The sequence below is a fragment of the Streptomyces sp. cmx-4-9 genome, assembly GCF_046548835.1.
Taxonomy (GTDB): Bacteria; Actinomycetota; Actinomycetes; order Streptomycetales; family Streptomycetaceae; genus Streptomyces.
Window position 1 is genome coordinate 34,187 of record NZ_JAEBEE010000005.1, and the last position, 14,982, is coordinate 49,168.

A 14,982-nucleotide genomic window follows, 5' to 3' on the forward strand; every position below is an offset into this window, starting at 1 on the left:
ACACCCTTGAACTTCGTGAATCGGCACCCGGACGCACCACACGGGGCGGCAGTACTGTCAGCTGTCAAGGCCCCCGGCTCCGGCACTCAAATCTCCTGGGCCTTGCCGTGCCCGCACCGCCACTGAAAGCACGAGGAAGTCCCATGGCAGCATCGGCAGCCCTTGACAGCGCGGTCGAGCGCATCGTCATCGAGAACTGTGCGATCGCGACCGTCGACGCGAACGACACCGAGTACGCCTCGGGCTACGTGGTCGTCGCCGGCAACAAGATCGAGTCGATCGGTGCGGGCAGGGCCCCCGAGAAGCTCGACAACGTGGTCCGCCGCATCGACGGCACGGGTCACCTCGTCACCCCCGGCCTGGTCAACACCCACCACCACTTCTACCAGTGGATCACGCGCGGTCTGGCCACCGACCACAACCTCTTCAACTGGCTCGTCGCCCTGTACCCCACGTGGGCGCGCATCGACGAGCAGATGGCGTACACGGCCGCCCAGGGCTCCCTGGCAGCGATGGCCCGCGGTGGTGTGACCACCGCGATGGACCACCACTACGTGTACCCCAAGGGCTCCGGCGACCTCTCCGGCTCGATCATCCGCGCCGCCTCCGAGATGGGCGTCCGCTTCACCCTCGCCCGCGGCTCCATGGACCGCAGCGAGAAGGACGGCGGCCTGCCGCCGGACCACGCGGTCGAGACCCTCGAAGGCGCGCTCGCGGACACCGAGGCGACCGTCAAGCGCTACCACGACTCCTCCTTCGACGCGATGACCCAGGTCGCCGTCGCCCCGTGCTCCCCCTTCTCCGTCTCCACCGAGCTGCTGAAGCAGGGCGCCGAGCTGGCCCGCCGACTGGGCGTGCGCATGCACACGCACGGCTCCGAGACCGTCGAGGAGGAGCAGTTCTGCAAGGAACTGTTCGGCATGGGGCCGACCGACTACTTCGAGTCGACCGGCTGGCTCGGCGAGGACGTGTGGATGGCGCACAGCGTCCACATGAACGACTCCGACATCGCCGCGTTCGCCCGCACCAAGACCGGTGTCGCGCACTGCCCGTCCTCCAACGCCCGGCTGGCCGCCGGCATCGCCCGGGTACCGGACATGCTCGCCGCCGGCGTACCGGTCGGCCTCGGCGTGGACGGCACGGCCTCCAACGAGTCCGGTGAGCTGCACACCGAGTTGCGCAACGCGCTGCTGATCAACCGACTGAACCCGGTCCACCGCGAGCGCGCCCTGAACGCGCGCCAGGCCCTGCGCCTGGGCACCTACGGCGGCGCCCAGGTCCTCGGCCGCGCCGACAGCATCGGCTCGCTCGAAGCCGGCAAGTGCGCCGACTTCGTGCTGTGGAACCTGAGCACCTTCCTGCACTCCTCGATCGCCGACCCGGTCACCGCGCTGGTCTTCGGCGCCGCGGCCCCCGTGACGGCCTCGTTCGTCAACGGCAAGCAGATCGTGGAAAACAACCGACTCCTCTTCGCCGACGAGGACGCCATCGCCGTGTCCACCCGGGAAGAGGCCCAGCGCCTGGCGCGGATCACCGCCCAGGGCTGATCCCATGGAGTCCGGCCGGGGGGGACGGCCCCCGGCCGGTCGCCGCGGACCCGAGCGGGGTCCGCCGGCAGCCGTTCCCGGGGAGCGCCCGAGGCAATCCGAGGGCGCCCCCGGGGGCGGTGGAACGTGCCACCTGTGGTGGGGTCGGCTTTCGGCGGGTTGGCTTTCGGGTCGGCCGCCGGTTTCGGGTCGGCACTGGTTTTCGGGTCGGCTCACTGGTTTTAGAGGGTCGGCTCACCTGCTTTCGCGCCTACCTTCGCGTCGGCTCCCGCCGGCTCCCCACCGTACGACCAGACCGCGGAACGGTTTTGGGCGAATCGATTCCGCACTCCTGGGGCACGGTGACGTACCTCCAGCGCCGTCCCACCCACCCACAACTGAACACAGGCTCGACTCGCACAGCTTTCGCACCACCTCCATGACACCCACGTCCCTGCCGACGTGTCTAACCGACCGGAGGAAGCCGTGGCCGCAATGCCCAGGTTTCGCAAAGATGCAGTCGCAGTACCGCAGGAGAAGCACCCGGTCGACGAGACCCTGCCTCCACTGAAGATGTTCACCAGCGGCCTCCAGCACGTGGCCGCCATGTACGCGGGTGTCGTAGCCCCGCCCATGATCGTCGGACCCGCCGTCGGTCTCTCCGCCACCGAGACCGCCTTCCTGATGGGCGCCTCACTCTTCACGGCGGGCCTCGCCACCCTCCTCCAGACGCTCGGCTTCTGGAAGATCGGCGCCAAACTCCCCTTCGTCAACGGCGTTTCCTTCGCCGGCGTGACCCCGATGATCGCCATCGGGAAGGGGGAGGGGGACAACGCCATCCCCGTCATCTTCGGCGCGATCATCGTCGCCGGGATCCTCGGCTTCTTCGCCGCCCCCTACTTCGGCAAGCTCGTCCGCTTCTTCCCACCGGTCGTCACGGGTACGGTCATCACCCTGATCGGCGTCTCCCTCCTGCCCGTGGCGTTCAACTGGTCGCAGGGCGGGAACAGCACCGCCACCGACTACGGCTCCATGAAGAACATCGGCATGGCGGCCGCCACCCTGGTCATCGTCCTGCTGATGCGCAAGTTCCTGCGCGGCTTCCTCCAGCAGATCGCCATCCTGCTCGGCCTGGTCGCGGGCACTCTCATCGCGCTCCCGCTCGGCATGACCAGCTTCGACGCCGTCAGGAACGCGTCCCTGGTGGGCTTCCCGACCCCCTTCCACTTCGGGGCCCCCCAGTTCCAGGTCGCAGCGATCATCTCGATGTGCATCGTCATGCTCGTCTGCATGACCGAGTCCACCGCCGACATCCTGGCGCTCGGCAAGATCGTCGGCCGTCCCGCGGACGCGAAGACCATCGAGGGGGGACTGCGCGCCGACACCCTCGGCAGCGCGCTCAGCCCGCTGTTCAACGGATTCATGTGCAGCGCCTTCGCGCAGAACATCGGCCTGGTCGCCATGACCAAGGTGCGCAGCCGCTTCGTGGTCGCGGCGGGCGGCGGCATCCTGATCCTTCTCGGGCTCTGTCCGATGGCCGCCTCCGTCATCGGCGTGGTGCCGCTGCCGGTCCTCGGCGGCGCCGGGATCGTGCTCTTCGGCTCCGTCGCCGCCAGCGGCATCCAGACCCTGGCCGGCGCGGCCATGGAGAAGGGCGAGAACGCCCTGATCGTCGCCGCCTCGGTGGGCATAGGCCTGATCCCGATCGCCGCCCCGGACTTCTACCACGCCTTCCCGAAGGACCTGCTGGTCGTCCTCGACTCCGGCATCAGCACCGGCTGCGTCGTGGCCATCCTGCTGAACCTGGCCTTCAACCACCTCGGCGCCAAGAAGGGCGCGGCCGCGGCCGGCCCGGAACCGGTGCCGGTGCACTGAAACCCCGGCCCGGGGGTCGGGTACGGACGGTCCGTGCGGGCGGTGTACGTGCGGTGCGGGTACGTGCGGTACGTGCGGTATGTGCGGCGGTGCGCACGCCACCCACTGCGGGTGTGGCGTGCGCACCGCCGTGTTTGTACGCCGCCTGTGTGCCGCCGCGTGCGCCGCCGCCGGTGTACCGACCGCCCGGGCCCGGGCGGGGCCCGACGCTTACCGGTGGCTGAGGACGTTGACCACGCGGCCGGCGGGGTCGCGGACGAAGAACCGGCGTACGCCCCACTCCTCGTCCTGGAGGGGGTGCACGACCTCCGCACCGCTGGCCTGCACAGCCGCCCAGGCCGCGTCCACATCGTCCACTTCCACGCTCAGGTCGGGCACGACGGGCGCCGTCTTGTCCCGGGTCATCAGGCTGACCTGGGCCGTCGGGTGGGTGGGGGAGGCCAGCGTCATGATCCAGCCGTGGTTCATCACCTCCTCGAAGCCCAGTAGCCCGTAGAACTCCCGGCTCTCGTCCAAGGTCTCCGACTGGATGGTGGGTACGACACGGCGAACGGACATCGGCGACTCCCGGGCGTGGTGGAACGGCTTCCGTACCGCCCAGGTCTACTACGCCGCCCCGGCGGTCCGCGCGCCGACGGGGTGGACCGCTACAGGACCGGGGCTGCGGGGGCTGTGTGCCGCCTGGGCGGTGTCGGGGTGGGGTGGGGGTTTCCCGTCAGTCCCAGGGTCCTTCCGGGGCGGGACGGCCCGTCAAGGGCGCTCCTTCGTCGCGTCGCTACGCGATGGCCTGCGGCCACCCTTGACCGGCCGTCCCGCCCCGGAAAGACAAGGACTGTCGGGAACCCCCCAAAAGGACGCTCACCGGGGGGCCATGGCCCTTCGCGGCGGCCGGCGAGGGACGGGCGAAGCCCGGGCGCATCAGATCGTGGCCCCGCCCGGCTGTTTGGCGTCTGCACGCCGTCTGTGGCTGTGCACGAGCCAGCCGTCGTCCGGTGGGCTGTGCACGAGCCGGCCATCGTCCGGTGGGCTGTGCATCAGACGCCCACCGTTCGGTGGGCTGTGCATCAGACGCCCACCGTTCGGTGGGCCGTGCATCAGACGCCCACCGTTCGGTGCCCCCTGCCGCTCGGATCGTGGCTCCCGCCCGGCGGCTTGGTGTCTGCGCCCCCCGCACGGGCCCCGGCGGTTGCGGGAAGGCCTCCGCCCCCGGTGCCGGGGGCAACGGGGGCGGAGGGGCGGGGCTTTCGGCCGCTGTGCGATTCAGCCGAAGGTCGGGGGTGTGTCAGCCGACGAGCTGGTCGTAGGCCGGGAGGGTGAGGAAGTCGGCGTAGTCCGCGTCCAGGGAGACCTGGAGGAGGAGGTCGTGGGCCTGCTGCCACTTGCCCGCGGCGAAGGCCTCCTCGCCCAACTCGGCGCGCAGGGCGGCCAGCTCCTCGGCCGCGATCTTCCGGGTCAGCTCGGCCGTGGCCGTCTCGCCGTTCTCGAAGACGACGCCGGCGTTGATCCACTGCCAGATCTGCGAGCGGGAGATCTCAGCCGTGGCCGCGTCCTCCATCAGGCCGAAGATGCCGACGGCGCCCAGGCCGCGCAGCCACGCCTCGATGTAGCGGATGCCCACCTGGACCGCATTGCGCAGGCCCTCGTAGGTCGGCTTGGCGTCGAGGGAGTCGATGGCGATGAGCTCGCCCGGCGCCACCGAGACGTCCTCGCGCAGCCGGTCCTTCTGGTTCGGCTTTTCGCCGAGCACCGCGTCGAAGGAGGCCATGGCGATCGGGACCAGGTCGGGGTGGGCGACCCAGGAGCCGTCGAAGCCGTCGCCCGCCTCGCGGTCCTTGTCCGCCTTGACCTTCTCGAAGGCCACCTTGTTGACTTCGGCGTCCTTGCGGGAGGGGATGAAGGCCGCCATGCCGCCGATGGCGTGCGCGCCGCGCTTGTGGCAGGTGCGGACCAGCAGTTCGGTGTACGCCCGCATGAACGGGGCGGTCATCGTCACGGCGTTGCGGTCCGGGAGGACGAACTTCTCGCCGCCGTCACGGAAGTTCTTCACGATGGAGAAGAGGTAGTCCCAGCGGCCGGCGTTCAGGCCCGCCGCGTGGTCCTTGAGCTCGAAGAGGATCTCCTCCATCTCGTACGCGGCCGTGATCGTCTCGATCAGGACGGTCGCGCGCACGGTGCCCTGGGGGATCCCGACGTAGTCCTGGGCGAAGACGAAGATGTCGTTCCAGAGGCGCGCCTCCAGGTGCGACTCCGTCTTCGGCAGGTAGAAGTACGGGCCCTTGCCGAGGTCGATCAGGCGCTGGGCGTTGTGGAAGAAGTACAGGCCGAAGTCGACCAGCGAGCCGGAGGCCGGGCCGCCGTCGATCCGCAGGTGGCGCTCCTCCAGGTGCCAGCCGCGGGGGCGCATGACGACGGTGGCCAGTTCGTCGGCGGGCCGCAGGGCGTAGGCCTTGCCGGTGCGGGAGTCGGTGAAGTCGATCCGGCGCTCGTAGGCGTCGATCAGGTTGAGCTGGCCGAGGACGACGTTCTCCCAGGTGGGAGCGGAGGCGTCCTCGAAGTCCGCGAGCCAGACCTTGGCGCCCGAGTTGAGGGCGTTGATGGTCATCTTGCGGTCCGTCGGACCGGTGATCTCCACACGGCGGTCGTTCAGCGCGGCCGGGGCCGGCGCCACCTTCCAGTCCCCCTCGCGGACCTGTGCGGTGTCCGGGAGGAAGTCGAGGGTGGAGGTCCGGGCGATCTCGGCGCGGCGCTCACTGCGGCGGGCGAGGAGCTCCGCCCGGCGCGGGGCGAACCGCCGGTGGAGTTCGGCCACGAAGGCGAGGGCCGCTTCGGTGAGGACCTCCTCCTGCCGGGGCAGGGGCTCGGCGTCGACGATGGCCAGCGGAGACGGCGCTGGTGCGGACATAACTGTCACTCCTTCAGCGGCGGTGCCTGGCGGCCGCGGGGGAATGCTCGCGCGAGACGGCACGCAGTGTCGTCGGGTGTGGAGAGTTCCGCAGTACGGTCGCGGGCGCCGTTCTTGGTTCAGGGCGCTTCTGACCAGTGGATAGTAATTTCCTCATGGTGGAAGTTCAATGGTTTGTTGATGTCGAGATTCTCTGAGTCGACAGATTCCGCTTACCCGTGGCCCTCAGTGCCATTCCCGTCACCGCCCGTTCAAGCCAGTCGCGCCAGGTCGGCGGGGGTGTCGATGTCGAAGTCCTCCGCGATGTCCCCGCACTCCACCAGGACGAGCTCCCCTGCGTGGCGGGACAGGTGCACCCGCGCGCCCTTGTCCCCGGTCGCCGTCGCCGCGATGTCCGCCCACCGGTCGGCGCCGAACAGCACGGGATGGCCGCGCTCCCCGCCGTACGCGGCCGCCGCCAGGCTCGCCGGGGAGCGGTACGCCTCCCTGACCCGGGCCGCGGCCGCCGGGCCGATGCCGGGCTGGTCCACCAGCGACACCAGGGCGGCGTGGGCGTCCGTACCGGTCAGCGAGGCGAGTCCGACCCGCAGCGACGAGCCCATGCCCTGCTCCCAGTCCGGGTTGTCCACCACCGCACACCCGCTCAGGTCCGCCCGCTCCCGGACCTCCGCCGCGGACGCGCCGAGGACCACGTGGACGGGCCCGCAGCCCGCCTCGCGCAGCACGCACACGGCGTTCTCGACGAGCGGGCGGCCGCGGTAGGGCAGGAGGGCCTTGGGGCGGCCGCCGAGCCGGCGGCCGCCGCCGGCGGCCAGGAGCAGGCCGGCGATCACCGGAGGGCTGGTTCGGGAGGACATGCCACCGATTCTCGCTCCTCCCGCCGCCGCGCGGACGAACGGCCCCGGTGGGCCAGGGCCCGCCGCAGTCGGGTCAGCGCCGCCCCGACCCGCAGCGGCGCGCAGACCCGCTTCTCGGCGGCGGCCAGCAGGAGTCGTTCGTCACGGTCGGTCAGCATCAGCGGAGCTCCCTTGCCAATCGAAGGCCAATACAGCGAGTCTGGACCCCGATCGGCCCGGACGGCAGGGCCAATCAGGGGAGGTTGGCATGGCGAACACACGAGTGGCCCGAAGCGTGGACAGCACCATCGGCAGCCGGCAGCTCGCCGCCCTGCTGCCCGCCGGAGTACGCGCCCGCCCCGGCTACCGGGCCCTCGCCGACGCCGTCCGCACCCTGCTCCTCGACGGCCGGGTCGCGCTGCACGTAGGGCTGCCCGCCGAACGGGAGCTGGCCGAGGCCCTCGGCGCCAGCCGGGCCACCGTGACCGGCGCCTACGACCTGCTGCGCGAGAGCGGCTACCTCCGCAGCCGGCGCGGCTCCGGCACCTGGACCGAACTCCCCGAAGGCCACGGCCCCGTCGGCGCCCACACGCTCCTCGCGGCGGGCCGCAGCGCCGACGGCGGCCCCGCGATCGACCTCGCCATCGCGGCCATGGGAGCCCCCGAGGGAAGCCTCGCCGAGGCCCTCGCCTGGGCCGCGCCCCGGCTGCCCGAGGCCGCCCGCACCCCCGGCTACCACCCCTTCGGCCTCCCCGACCTGCGCACGGCCGTCGCCGACCGCTTCACCCGCCGCGGCCTGCCCACCCGGCCCGAACAGATCCTGGTCACCTCCGGCGCCCAGCAGGCCCTCGCCCTCGTCGTGGCGCTGCTCTGCGGGCCGGGGGACCGGGTGGTCACCGAGAGCCCCACCTACGCCAACGCCCTCGACGCGCTGCGCCACGCACGGCTGCGCACCGGGTCCATCGCCGTGTCCGACGCGGGCTGGGACATGGAGGTCGCCGAGTCCACGCTGCGGCAGACCGTGCCCAGGCTCGTCTACACCATCCCCGACTTCCACAACCCGACGGGCGCGCTCATGCCGCCCGAGGAGCGGCTGCGCCTGCTGGCCGCGACGCGGCGCACCGGGACCTGGCTGGTCGTCGACGAGACCGTCGCCGACCTCGCCCTGGACGTTCCCGCGCCGCCGCCACTGGCCTCGCTGGCCGCGCGCGGCGCGGCCGACCACGTCCTCACGATCGGTTCGCTGAGCAAGACCCACTGGGGAGGGCTGCGGGTCGGCTGGGTCCGGGCCGCCGAAAAGCTGGTCACCGAGCTGACGGCGGTACGGGTCGCGGCCGACATGAGCGGCTCGGTCCTGGACCAGCTCGTCGCGCTCCCGCTGATCGAGGGCCTGGAGGGGTCGCTGCCCGCACGCCTGACCCAACTGCGGATGCGGCGCGAAGCGCTGGTGCAGTCGCTGCGGCGGCACGCCCCGCGGTGGTCCTGGCAACTCCCGCCGGGCGGCCTCTCGCTCTGGGTCGACCTGGGCGAACCGGTCAGCTCGGCCCTGGCCGAGCGGGCCGCGGCCGCGGGCGTCCACATAGGCCGCGGCGCCCGCTTCGGGGTGCACCCGGGCACCTTCGAACACCGCCTGCGGATCCCGTACACCCTGCCGGCCGCGCTCCTGGACGAGGGCGTGCGGCGCCTCGCGGGAGCCTTCCACGACGGGGTGCCGCTGGCACCCGCACTGGAGACGCCGCACTGGGTCGCCTGAGCCGTCTCACCCGGACCGCACCGGCCCGCCCGATCCGCTGCGCGGGCGGCCTCAGCGCGTGCGGATCAGGCGCCGGCTGCCCGCCGCCGCCACCGCCGCGGTGCGCGAGTCGACGCCCAGCTTGGAGTAGATGTGCACCAGGTGCGATTTGACCGTGGCCTGGCTGAGGAAGAGCTGCTTGGAGACCTGCTGGTTCGACAGTCCGTCCGCGACCAGCTGCAGCACCTCCAGCTCCCGCTTGGTCAGCGCCTCCGCCGGCGTCCGCATCCGGTCCATCAGGCGCAGCGCCACCGCCGGCGCCAGCGCCGACTGGCCCGCCGCCGCGGTGCGCACCGCGGCCGCCAGCTCCTCCGGCGGGGCGTCCTTCAGCAGATAGCCCGACGCGCCCGCCTCCACCGCCGCCAGGATGTCCGCGTCGGTGTCGTAGGTGGTCAGCACCAGGACCCGCGGCGCGTCCGGCCGGGCCGTGATCAGCGCCGTCGCCGCCGAGCCGTGCATCCCCGGGCCGAACTGCAGGTCCATCAGGACCACGTCCACCGGCGCGGCGACCGCCAGCTCCACGGCCCGCTCGGCCGTCGCGGCCTCCGCGACCACCGCGAAGTCCGGTTCGGTGTCGAGGACCGCGCGCAGCCCGGCCCGGACCACCGGATGGTCGTCGGCCAGCAGCAGCCGGATCGTCATCGCAGGACCTCCGCGGCCAACGGCAGGGTGACGGCCACGGCGGTGCCCTGGCCCGGGGCGGACTCCACGGTGAACAGGCCGCCCAGGGTCTCGGCGCGCGAACGCATCGCGGGCAGCCCGAAACCGCCCCCGCCCGCAGGGGCGCGGGACGGGTCGAAGCCCGTGCCGTCGTCCACGATGTCCAGGGTGACCGAGGAGTCCATGAAGGTCAGGGTGATCTCGGCGCGCCCGGCCCGGGCGTGCCGCACCACATTGGCCAGCGCCGACTGGGCGATCCGCAGCAGCGCCACCTCGTACGGGGTGGGCAGCGCCCGGGGCGTGCCGCTGGGCGAGAACCGCACCCGCGGCCCCGGCACCCCGGCGCACAGCCGCTCCAGGGCCGCCGCCAGCGAACCGTGCTCCAGGTCCGGCGGCGTCAGGGCGCGGACGAACCGGCGGGCCTCGGCGAGGTTGTCCTGCGCGGCCTGCCGGGCCCGGGCGATGTGCTCGACGGCCGGGGTCCCGGCGGGCAGCGCCCGTTCGGCCGCCCGGAGCAGCAGCTGGATGGACGACAGGCCCTGGGCCAGGGTGTCGTGGATCTCCCGGGCCAGCCGCTCCCGTTCGGCGAGGATGCCCGCGCCCCGCTCGGCGGCGGCCAGCTCGGCCCGGGTCGCGATCAGCTCCTCGATCAGTTCGCGGCGGCGTTCGCTCTCCCGGTACAGGGCCTGGTAGCCCAGGACGGTCGCCACCGCCACCGCCCCGCCCAGCAGCGGCCCCAGGAACGCGCCCGGCGTCGGCGTGCTGCTGTGCGCGAGGAAGCCGCCGATCGCCGCACAGGCGGTCACCGCGACGGCGGCGACGCCCCAGCGCAGCCGCAGCAGGTGCAGCTCCAGGAAGTACAGCGGGAAGGCGACCCACAAGCCGTCGGGGGAGAGCGCCAGCAGCGCCGCCCAGACCGCGCCCAGGGCGGCCAGCCACAGCGCTCCGGCCCGCGGTGAGCTGTGCACCGCGGGGGCCCGTACCCCGGCGGCGTAGACGGCGGCCAGCACCGTGCACACCGCGGCCACCCACCCGGCGCCCGGCGCGCCGCCGGTCACGGCCCGTACGGCGGCCAGTGCCAGCAGCCCGAGGAACAGCCCGTGCAGGCACAGGCGCAGCACCGCGGAGACCGGGGTGAGGGCCCGGCCGGGGAGGCGGGCGGGGGCGTCGGCGGGGAGAGCGGAGGGGGGTGCGGGAAGGGCAGCCATGGCCCGACCAGGGTATGTCGCCGCGGACGGGCCGCGGTCAACCGAAAGTTCGATGTCCGGATGCACCCTTCGATACCAGGACGCCTCCCTCGGTGCGATGCCGGGTGCCCGTGCGGAGCACCAGGGTGGGGACCATGTTCGTCGCATGGAGAGATCTACGGTTCGCCAAGGGCCGGTTCGCCCTCATGGGCTCCGTCGTCCTGTTGATCACGCTGCTGGTCGGCCTGCTGTCCGGGCTCACGTCCGGCCTGGCCCGGGAGAACACCTCGGCCGTCACCGGCCTGCCCGCCTCGCACCTGGCGTTCGCCGCGCCCGGCGGCGGCCGGCAGGTGTCCTTCACCGATTCCCAGGTCCCCGAGAGCGCCTGGGCGGCCTGGCGGGCCCGGCCCGGGGTGCGGACGGCCGAGCCGGTGGGCATCCGCACCGCCAACGCCGTCTCAGGCGAGCGGACCGCCGCCGTCTCCGTCTTCGGCGTGGAGTCCGGCGCGGGACCCGGCAGCCCCGGTCCGCGGGACATCCGTCCGGCCCCGGGCACGGTGGTCCTCACCGAGAAGGCCGCCGAACAGCTCGGCGGCCTCACCGCGGGCGCCACGATGCGGATCGGCCCGCTCGAACTGGAGGTGGCGGGCGTCTTTGGCACGGCCGCCCACAGCCACACCCCGGTCGTCTGGGCGGACCTCCTCGACTGGCAGCGCATCGGCAGCCCCGGCGCCGCGCCGCAGAGCGTCGCGACCGTCATCGCCCTCTCCGGCGACGGCATGGACCTGGCCGCCGGGGACGCGGCCGCCGGCACGAAGGCCGTGACCGTGGACGAGGCCTTGGGCGCCATCGGCTCCTACCAGGCCGAGAACGGCTCGCTCCAGCTGATGCGCGGATTCCTCTTCGTCATCTCCGCCCTGGTGACCGGCGCCTTCTTCACCGTGTGGACGATCCAGCGCAGCGGGGACGTCGCCGTGCTGAAGGCACTGGGTGCCTCCACCCCGTACCTCCTGAAGGACGCCCTCGGGCAGGCCGTGGTCATGCTCCTCGCGGGCACCGGCCTGGGGACGGCGCTCGCCCTCGGGGCGGGGGCGCTGATCAGCGGAGGGGACGTGCCCTTCCAGCTCGACGCCGCCACCGTGCTGCTCCCCGCCGCCGTCATGACGGTGCTCGGCGCGCTGGGTGCGGCCCTGTCCATCCGGCGGATCACCGCCGTCGACCCGCTGACCGCCCTCGGGAGCGCCCGATGACCCTCCTCGTCCACGAAGCCACCCTCACCTACCCGGACGGCGCAGGGCGCCTCACCGCCCTCGACGGGGTCAGCCTGGAGGTCCCCGCGGGCACCCTCACGGCCGTGATCGGGCCCTCCGGATCCGGCAAGTCCAGCCTGCTCGCCGTCGCCGCCACCCTGGTCGCCCCCGACTCCGGCCGCGTCGTGGTCGCGGGGCAGGACACCGCCCGGCTGAGCCCGGCGCAGAAGTCGGCCCTGCGCCGCGAGCGGATCGGCATCGTCTTCCAGCAGCCGAACCTGCCGGCCTCGCTCACCGCGGCCGAACAACTCCAGGTCATGGCGCACCTCTGCGGCCGGTCCCCCCGGCAGCTGCGCCGCCGCGCCCTGGAACTGCTGGACGCGGTGGGGCTGGCCGGCCAGGCGGACCGGCGCCCGCACCAGCTCTCCGGCGGCCAGCGACAGCGGATCAACATCGCCCGGGCCCTGATGAACGAACCCGCCGTGCTGCTGGTCGACGAACCGACGAGCGCGCTCGACCACGAGCGCGGGGCGGCCGTGCTGGACCTGCTGGTCACCCTCACCCGCGAACGCGCCACGGCCACGGTGCTGGTCACCCACGACCACGCCCACCTCGACCGGATGGACCGCACGGCGACCATGACCGACGGCCGCCTGACCGAGACCCGGCTCCCGGTCTGACCGGTCTGCCGGACCCCTACGGGAGTTCCGCGGGCTCCGGCAGGCGCGGGGCCGCGTCCGGGCGGCCGTCCTGGAGGAGGTCCAGGCGCCGGCGGGCCAGGTGCAGGTGGCGGGGGTCGAGCGAGGGCAGGGCGCGCAGCAGGCGGATGAGCTCCGGGCCGGTCTCGGCCGCAGCCGCCCGGTCCTTGAGCTGGGTCCAGCAGTAGAGGGCGCCCGCGGCCGCGCCCGTGACCTCGGGGGCGTCCGGGTCCTGACGGGCCAGCCGGGCCCGCCCGACGCCGGTCCACAGCCGGGTCGCGAGTCGGAAGTCGCCGGCCATCCGGGCGAGGTCGGCCCGGATCTCCGCGCACTGGACGGCCTCGGGCGAAGCGTGCCCGCAGGTGCGCAGGACGTGCTGCTCCCAGCTCTGCGCGAGGGCGGCGGCCTCCTCGTGGCGCCCCTCGGTGGCCAGGGCGTGCAGGTGCAGCCGGGGATCCCCGCCCGTCTCCCGCCCCGCGTCCGGAGCCTGCTGCGGCGCATGGTCCGGGAGCGGCGGTACGGCCCCCTGCGGGGCGGCGGCCCGCTGCCGCGGCTCGGGGGCGCCCCGGCCGTCCTCCGTCGCCCCGGCGGCTTCCCGCAGGCCCTCCCGGGGCACCCGGGCGCCGAGTTCGCGGGCCGTCGGCAGGACCAGCGCCCCCGGCGGGAGCGCGGCAGCTCCCACCGCCAGGGCGTGCAGCGGGAGGTTGCCGGGCCGGCCGGGGCTGCTGCGGAGGTGCCTGATCCACTCCCGGGTGTAGCCGCTGACGGCCTCGCCGCCCCCGGAGCAACCGGGCGGCAGGACCACCCCGTACACCTCGGCGCAGGGGGCGGCGGGCAGGCCGCCGTACTCCTGGAGCAGCGGCCAGGCCGCCTTGTCCGCGGCCAGGTCCAGCAGGACCGTGGTCAGTGCGGCGGGCCGGCCGCGCAGCTCGGTGGCGAGCCACTCCCACGGCAGTCCCGTGTAGCGCACGGAGGCGGTGGTCGTGCCCGCGAGGCACAGGTGCAGCCGGCGGGTGCGGCGGTCGACCGAGAGCCGCCCCGACAGGTACACCAGCAGCGGCCCCGGGGTGGCCGCGGCCGCCCGCAGCCGCGTCAGGACGGTGTTCGGGTCGCGGGCGCCGTCGAGGTAGGTGGTGTCGCACGGGACGCCGCTGTTCAGCAGCACCGGTACGGGCACCACGCCCAGCGCGGCCAGGTTGGCGCTCGGGGCGACCTGGACGGTGCGGCGCCGTACGGCGGCGTCCCCGGCGATCAGGAGGACGTGCCCCCGCTGCTGCTCCACCGCGATGTTCTGCATGGGCAGACGGTACTCACTGCGCGTGGCGACGGCGAAGGCCCTGCCACCCCCGGCGGGGGGAGGCAGGGCCCTCGGGCGGACGGCGGCGGCCGGCCGTCAGGCCGGGTTCTGGTTCGACAGGGCCACCGACAGTTCGGCGGCCACCCCCTGCAGGATCGGCACGAAGGACTCCGCGACCGCCTCGGTCACCCGGCCTGCCGGGCCCGAGATGGAGATCGCGGCGGCGGTGGGGGAGTTCGGCACCGACACGGCGAGGCAGCGGACTCCTATTTCCTGCTCGTTGTCGTCGACCGCGTAGCCCGCCCGGCGCACCTGCTCCAGGGCGTCGAGGAAGCCCTCGGGGGTGGTGATGGTCTTCTCGGTGGCCGCGGGCATCCCGGTGCGGGCCAGCAGCGCCCGCACCTCCTCGGCGGGGGTGTGGGCGAGCAGCGCCTTGCCCACGCCGGTGGAGTGCGGGAGCACCCGGCGGCCGACCTCGGTGAACATGCGCATGGAGTGCTTGGACGGCACCTGCGCGACATAGACGATCTCGTCCCCGTCGAGCAGGGCCATGTTCGCGGTCTCGCCGGTCTCCTCGACCAGGCGGGCGAGGTAGGGCCGGGCCCAGGTGCCCAGCAGGCGCGACGCGGACTCGCCGAGGCGGATCAGGCGGGGGCCGAGGGAGTACCGTCGGTTGGGCTGCTGGCGTACGTAACCGCATGCCACGAGGGTGCGCATGAGGCGGTGGATCGTCGGCAGCGGCAGGCCGCTCGCGGCGGAGAGCTCACTGAGACCGACCTCGCCTCCGGCATCGGCCATGCGTTCGAGCAGATCGAAGGCGCGCTCAAGGGACTGGACGCCACCGCCGGCGGCGGTGGACTTGGCGGAAGCGTCGGTGGTGCTGGCGCTGGACGTCGGCACGGCGCGGTCCTTTCGGTGCTGGCAGGCAAGGAAGCAGCCTACCGGTCGGTCGGCGTCGG

At 73.4% G+C, this 14,982-nt stretch carries 13 protein-coding genes; 5 read left to right on the top strand and 8 right to left on the bottom strand.

Annotated features, from left to right (window positions below):
• Nucleotides 1-143: 143 nt before the first annotated feature.
• A complete protein-coding gene (locus ACLJTM_RS16555; RefSeq protein WP_411104359.1) occupies nucleotides 144-1,547 on the top strand; it encodes an 8-oxoguanine deaminase in 1,404 nt (467 codons plus the stop codon).
• A gap of 474 nt (nucleotides 1,548-2,021) precedes the next feature.
• Complete coding sequence (locus ACLJTM_RS16560; protein WP_411104360.1) at nucleotides 2,022-3,401, top strand: nucleobase:cation symporter-2 family protein; 1,380 nt, start codon at nucleotides 2,022-2,024, stop codon at nucleotides 3,399-3,401.
• A 210-nt stretch (nucleotides 3,402-3,611) separates the two neighbouring features.
• Here the strand turns inward: ACLJTM_RS16560 and ACLJTM_RS16565 are convergent, their stop codons facing one another.
• The 4 genes from ACLJTM_RS16565 to ACLJTM_RS16580 form a co-directional block, all read right to left on the bottom strand.
• Entirely contained in the window at nucleotides 3,612-3,959 is a 348-nt protein-coding gene (locus ACLJTM_RS16565) for a VOC family protein (protein ID WP_411104361.1), read from the bottom strand.
• A gap of 724 nt (nucleotides 3,960-4,683) precedes the next feature.
• Entirely contained in the window at nucleotides 4,684-6,303 is a 1,620-nt protein-coding gene (aceB, locus tag ACLJTM_RS16570) for a malate synthase A (protein ID WP_411104362.1), read from the bottom strand.
• A 251-nt stretch (nucleotides 6,304-6,554) separates the two neighbouring features.
• The gene (locus tag ACLJTM_RS16575) at nucleotides 6,555-7,160 is read right to left on the bottom strand and encodes an NTP transferase domain-containing protein (RefSeq protein ID WP_411104363.1); all 606 of its coding nucleotides are present in this window, start codon (nucleotides 7,158-7,160) and stop codon (nucleotides 6,555-6,557) included.
• Nucleotides 7,133-7,318, bottom strand: coding sequence for a hypothetical protein (locus ACLJTM_RS16580; RefSeq protein WP_411104364.1), 186 nt, complete (start codon nucleotides 7,316-7,318; stop codon nucleotides 7,133-7,135). The genes ACLJTM_RS16575 and ACLJTM_RS16580 overlap by 28 nt, the downstream gene beginning before the upstream one ends.
• An 89-nt stretch (nucleotides 7,319-7,407) precedes the next feature.
• Here ACLJTM_RS16580 and ACLJTM_RS16585 point away from each other — a divergent pair, with 89 nt between their 5' ends.
• Nucleotides 7,408-8,892 (top strand): PLP-dependent aminotransferase family protein, encoded by a 1,485-nt coding sequence (locus tag ACLJTM_RS16585; RefSeq protein ID WP_411104365.1) that lies wholly within the window; start codon nucleotides 7,408-7,410, stop codon nucleotides 8,890-8,892.
• A gap of 51 nt (nucleotides 8,893-8,943) precedes the next feature.
• On the opposite strand, the gene ACLJTM_RS16590 is transcribed toward ACLJTM_RS16585, so the two are convergent.
• A complete protein-coding gene (locus tag ACLJTM_RS16590) occupies nucleotides 8,944-9,573 on the bottom strand; it encodes a response regulator (RefSeq protein ID WP_411104366.1) in 630 nt (209 codons plus the stop codon).
• Nucleotides 9,570-10,799, bottom strand: a complete 1,230-nt coding sequence (locus ACLJTM_RS16595) for a sensor histidine kinase (RefSeq protein ID WP_411104367.1) — start codon at nucleotides 10,797-10,799, stop codon at nucleotides 9,570-9,572. The genes ACLJTM_RS16590 and ACLJTM_RS16595 overlap by 4 nt, the downstream gene beginning before the upstream one ends.
• Before the next feature lie 134 nt (nucleotides 10,800-10,933).
• On the opposite strand from ACLJTM_RS16595, the gene ACLJTM_RS16600 reads away from it, so the two are divergent.
• Together ACLJTM_RS16600 and ACLJTM_RS16605 are read left to right on the top strand one after the other, a co-directional pair.
• Nucleotides 10,934-12,028 carry an ABC transporter permease gene (locus ACLJTM_RS16600; protein WP_411104368.1) on the top strand — a complete coding sequence of 365 codons (1,095 nt, stop codon included), beginning with the start codon at nucleotides 10,934-10,936 and terminating at the stop codon, nucleotides 12,026-12,028.
• Nucleotides 12,025-12,708, top strand: coding sequence for an ABC transporter ATP-binding protein (locus ACLJTM_RS16605; protein WP_411104369.1), 684 nt, complete (start codon nucleotides 12,025-12,027; stop codon nucleotides 12,706-12,708). The genes ACLJTM_RS16600 and ACLJTM_RS16605 overlap by 4 nt, the downstream gene beginning before the upstream one ends.
• Nucleotides 12,709-12,724: 16 nt before the next feature.
• Here ACLJTM_RS16605 and ACLJTM_RS16610 read toward each other — a convergent pair whose 3' ends face one another.
• Both ACLJTM_RS16610 and ACLJTM_RS16615 read right to left on the bottom strand, forming a co-directional pair.
• The gene (locus ACLJTM_RS16610) at nucleotides 12,725-14,023 is read right to left on the bottom strand and encodes a hypothetical protein (protein ID WP_411104370.1); all 1,299 of its coding nucleotides are present in this window, start codon (nucleotides 14,021-14,023) and stop codon (nucleotides 12,725-12,727) included.
• Between the two features lie 96 nt (nucleotides 14,024-14,119).
• Complete coding sequence (locus tag ACLJTM_RS16615) at nucleotides 14,120-14,923, bottom strand: IclR family transcriptional regulator (protein WP_411104371.1); 804 nt, start codon at nucleotides 14,921-14,923, stop codon at nucleotides 14,120-14,122.
• Between the last annotated feature and the right edge of the window lie 59 nt (nucleotides 14,924-14,982).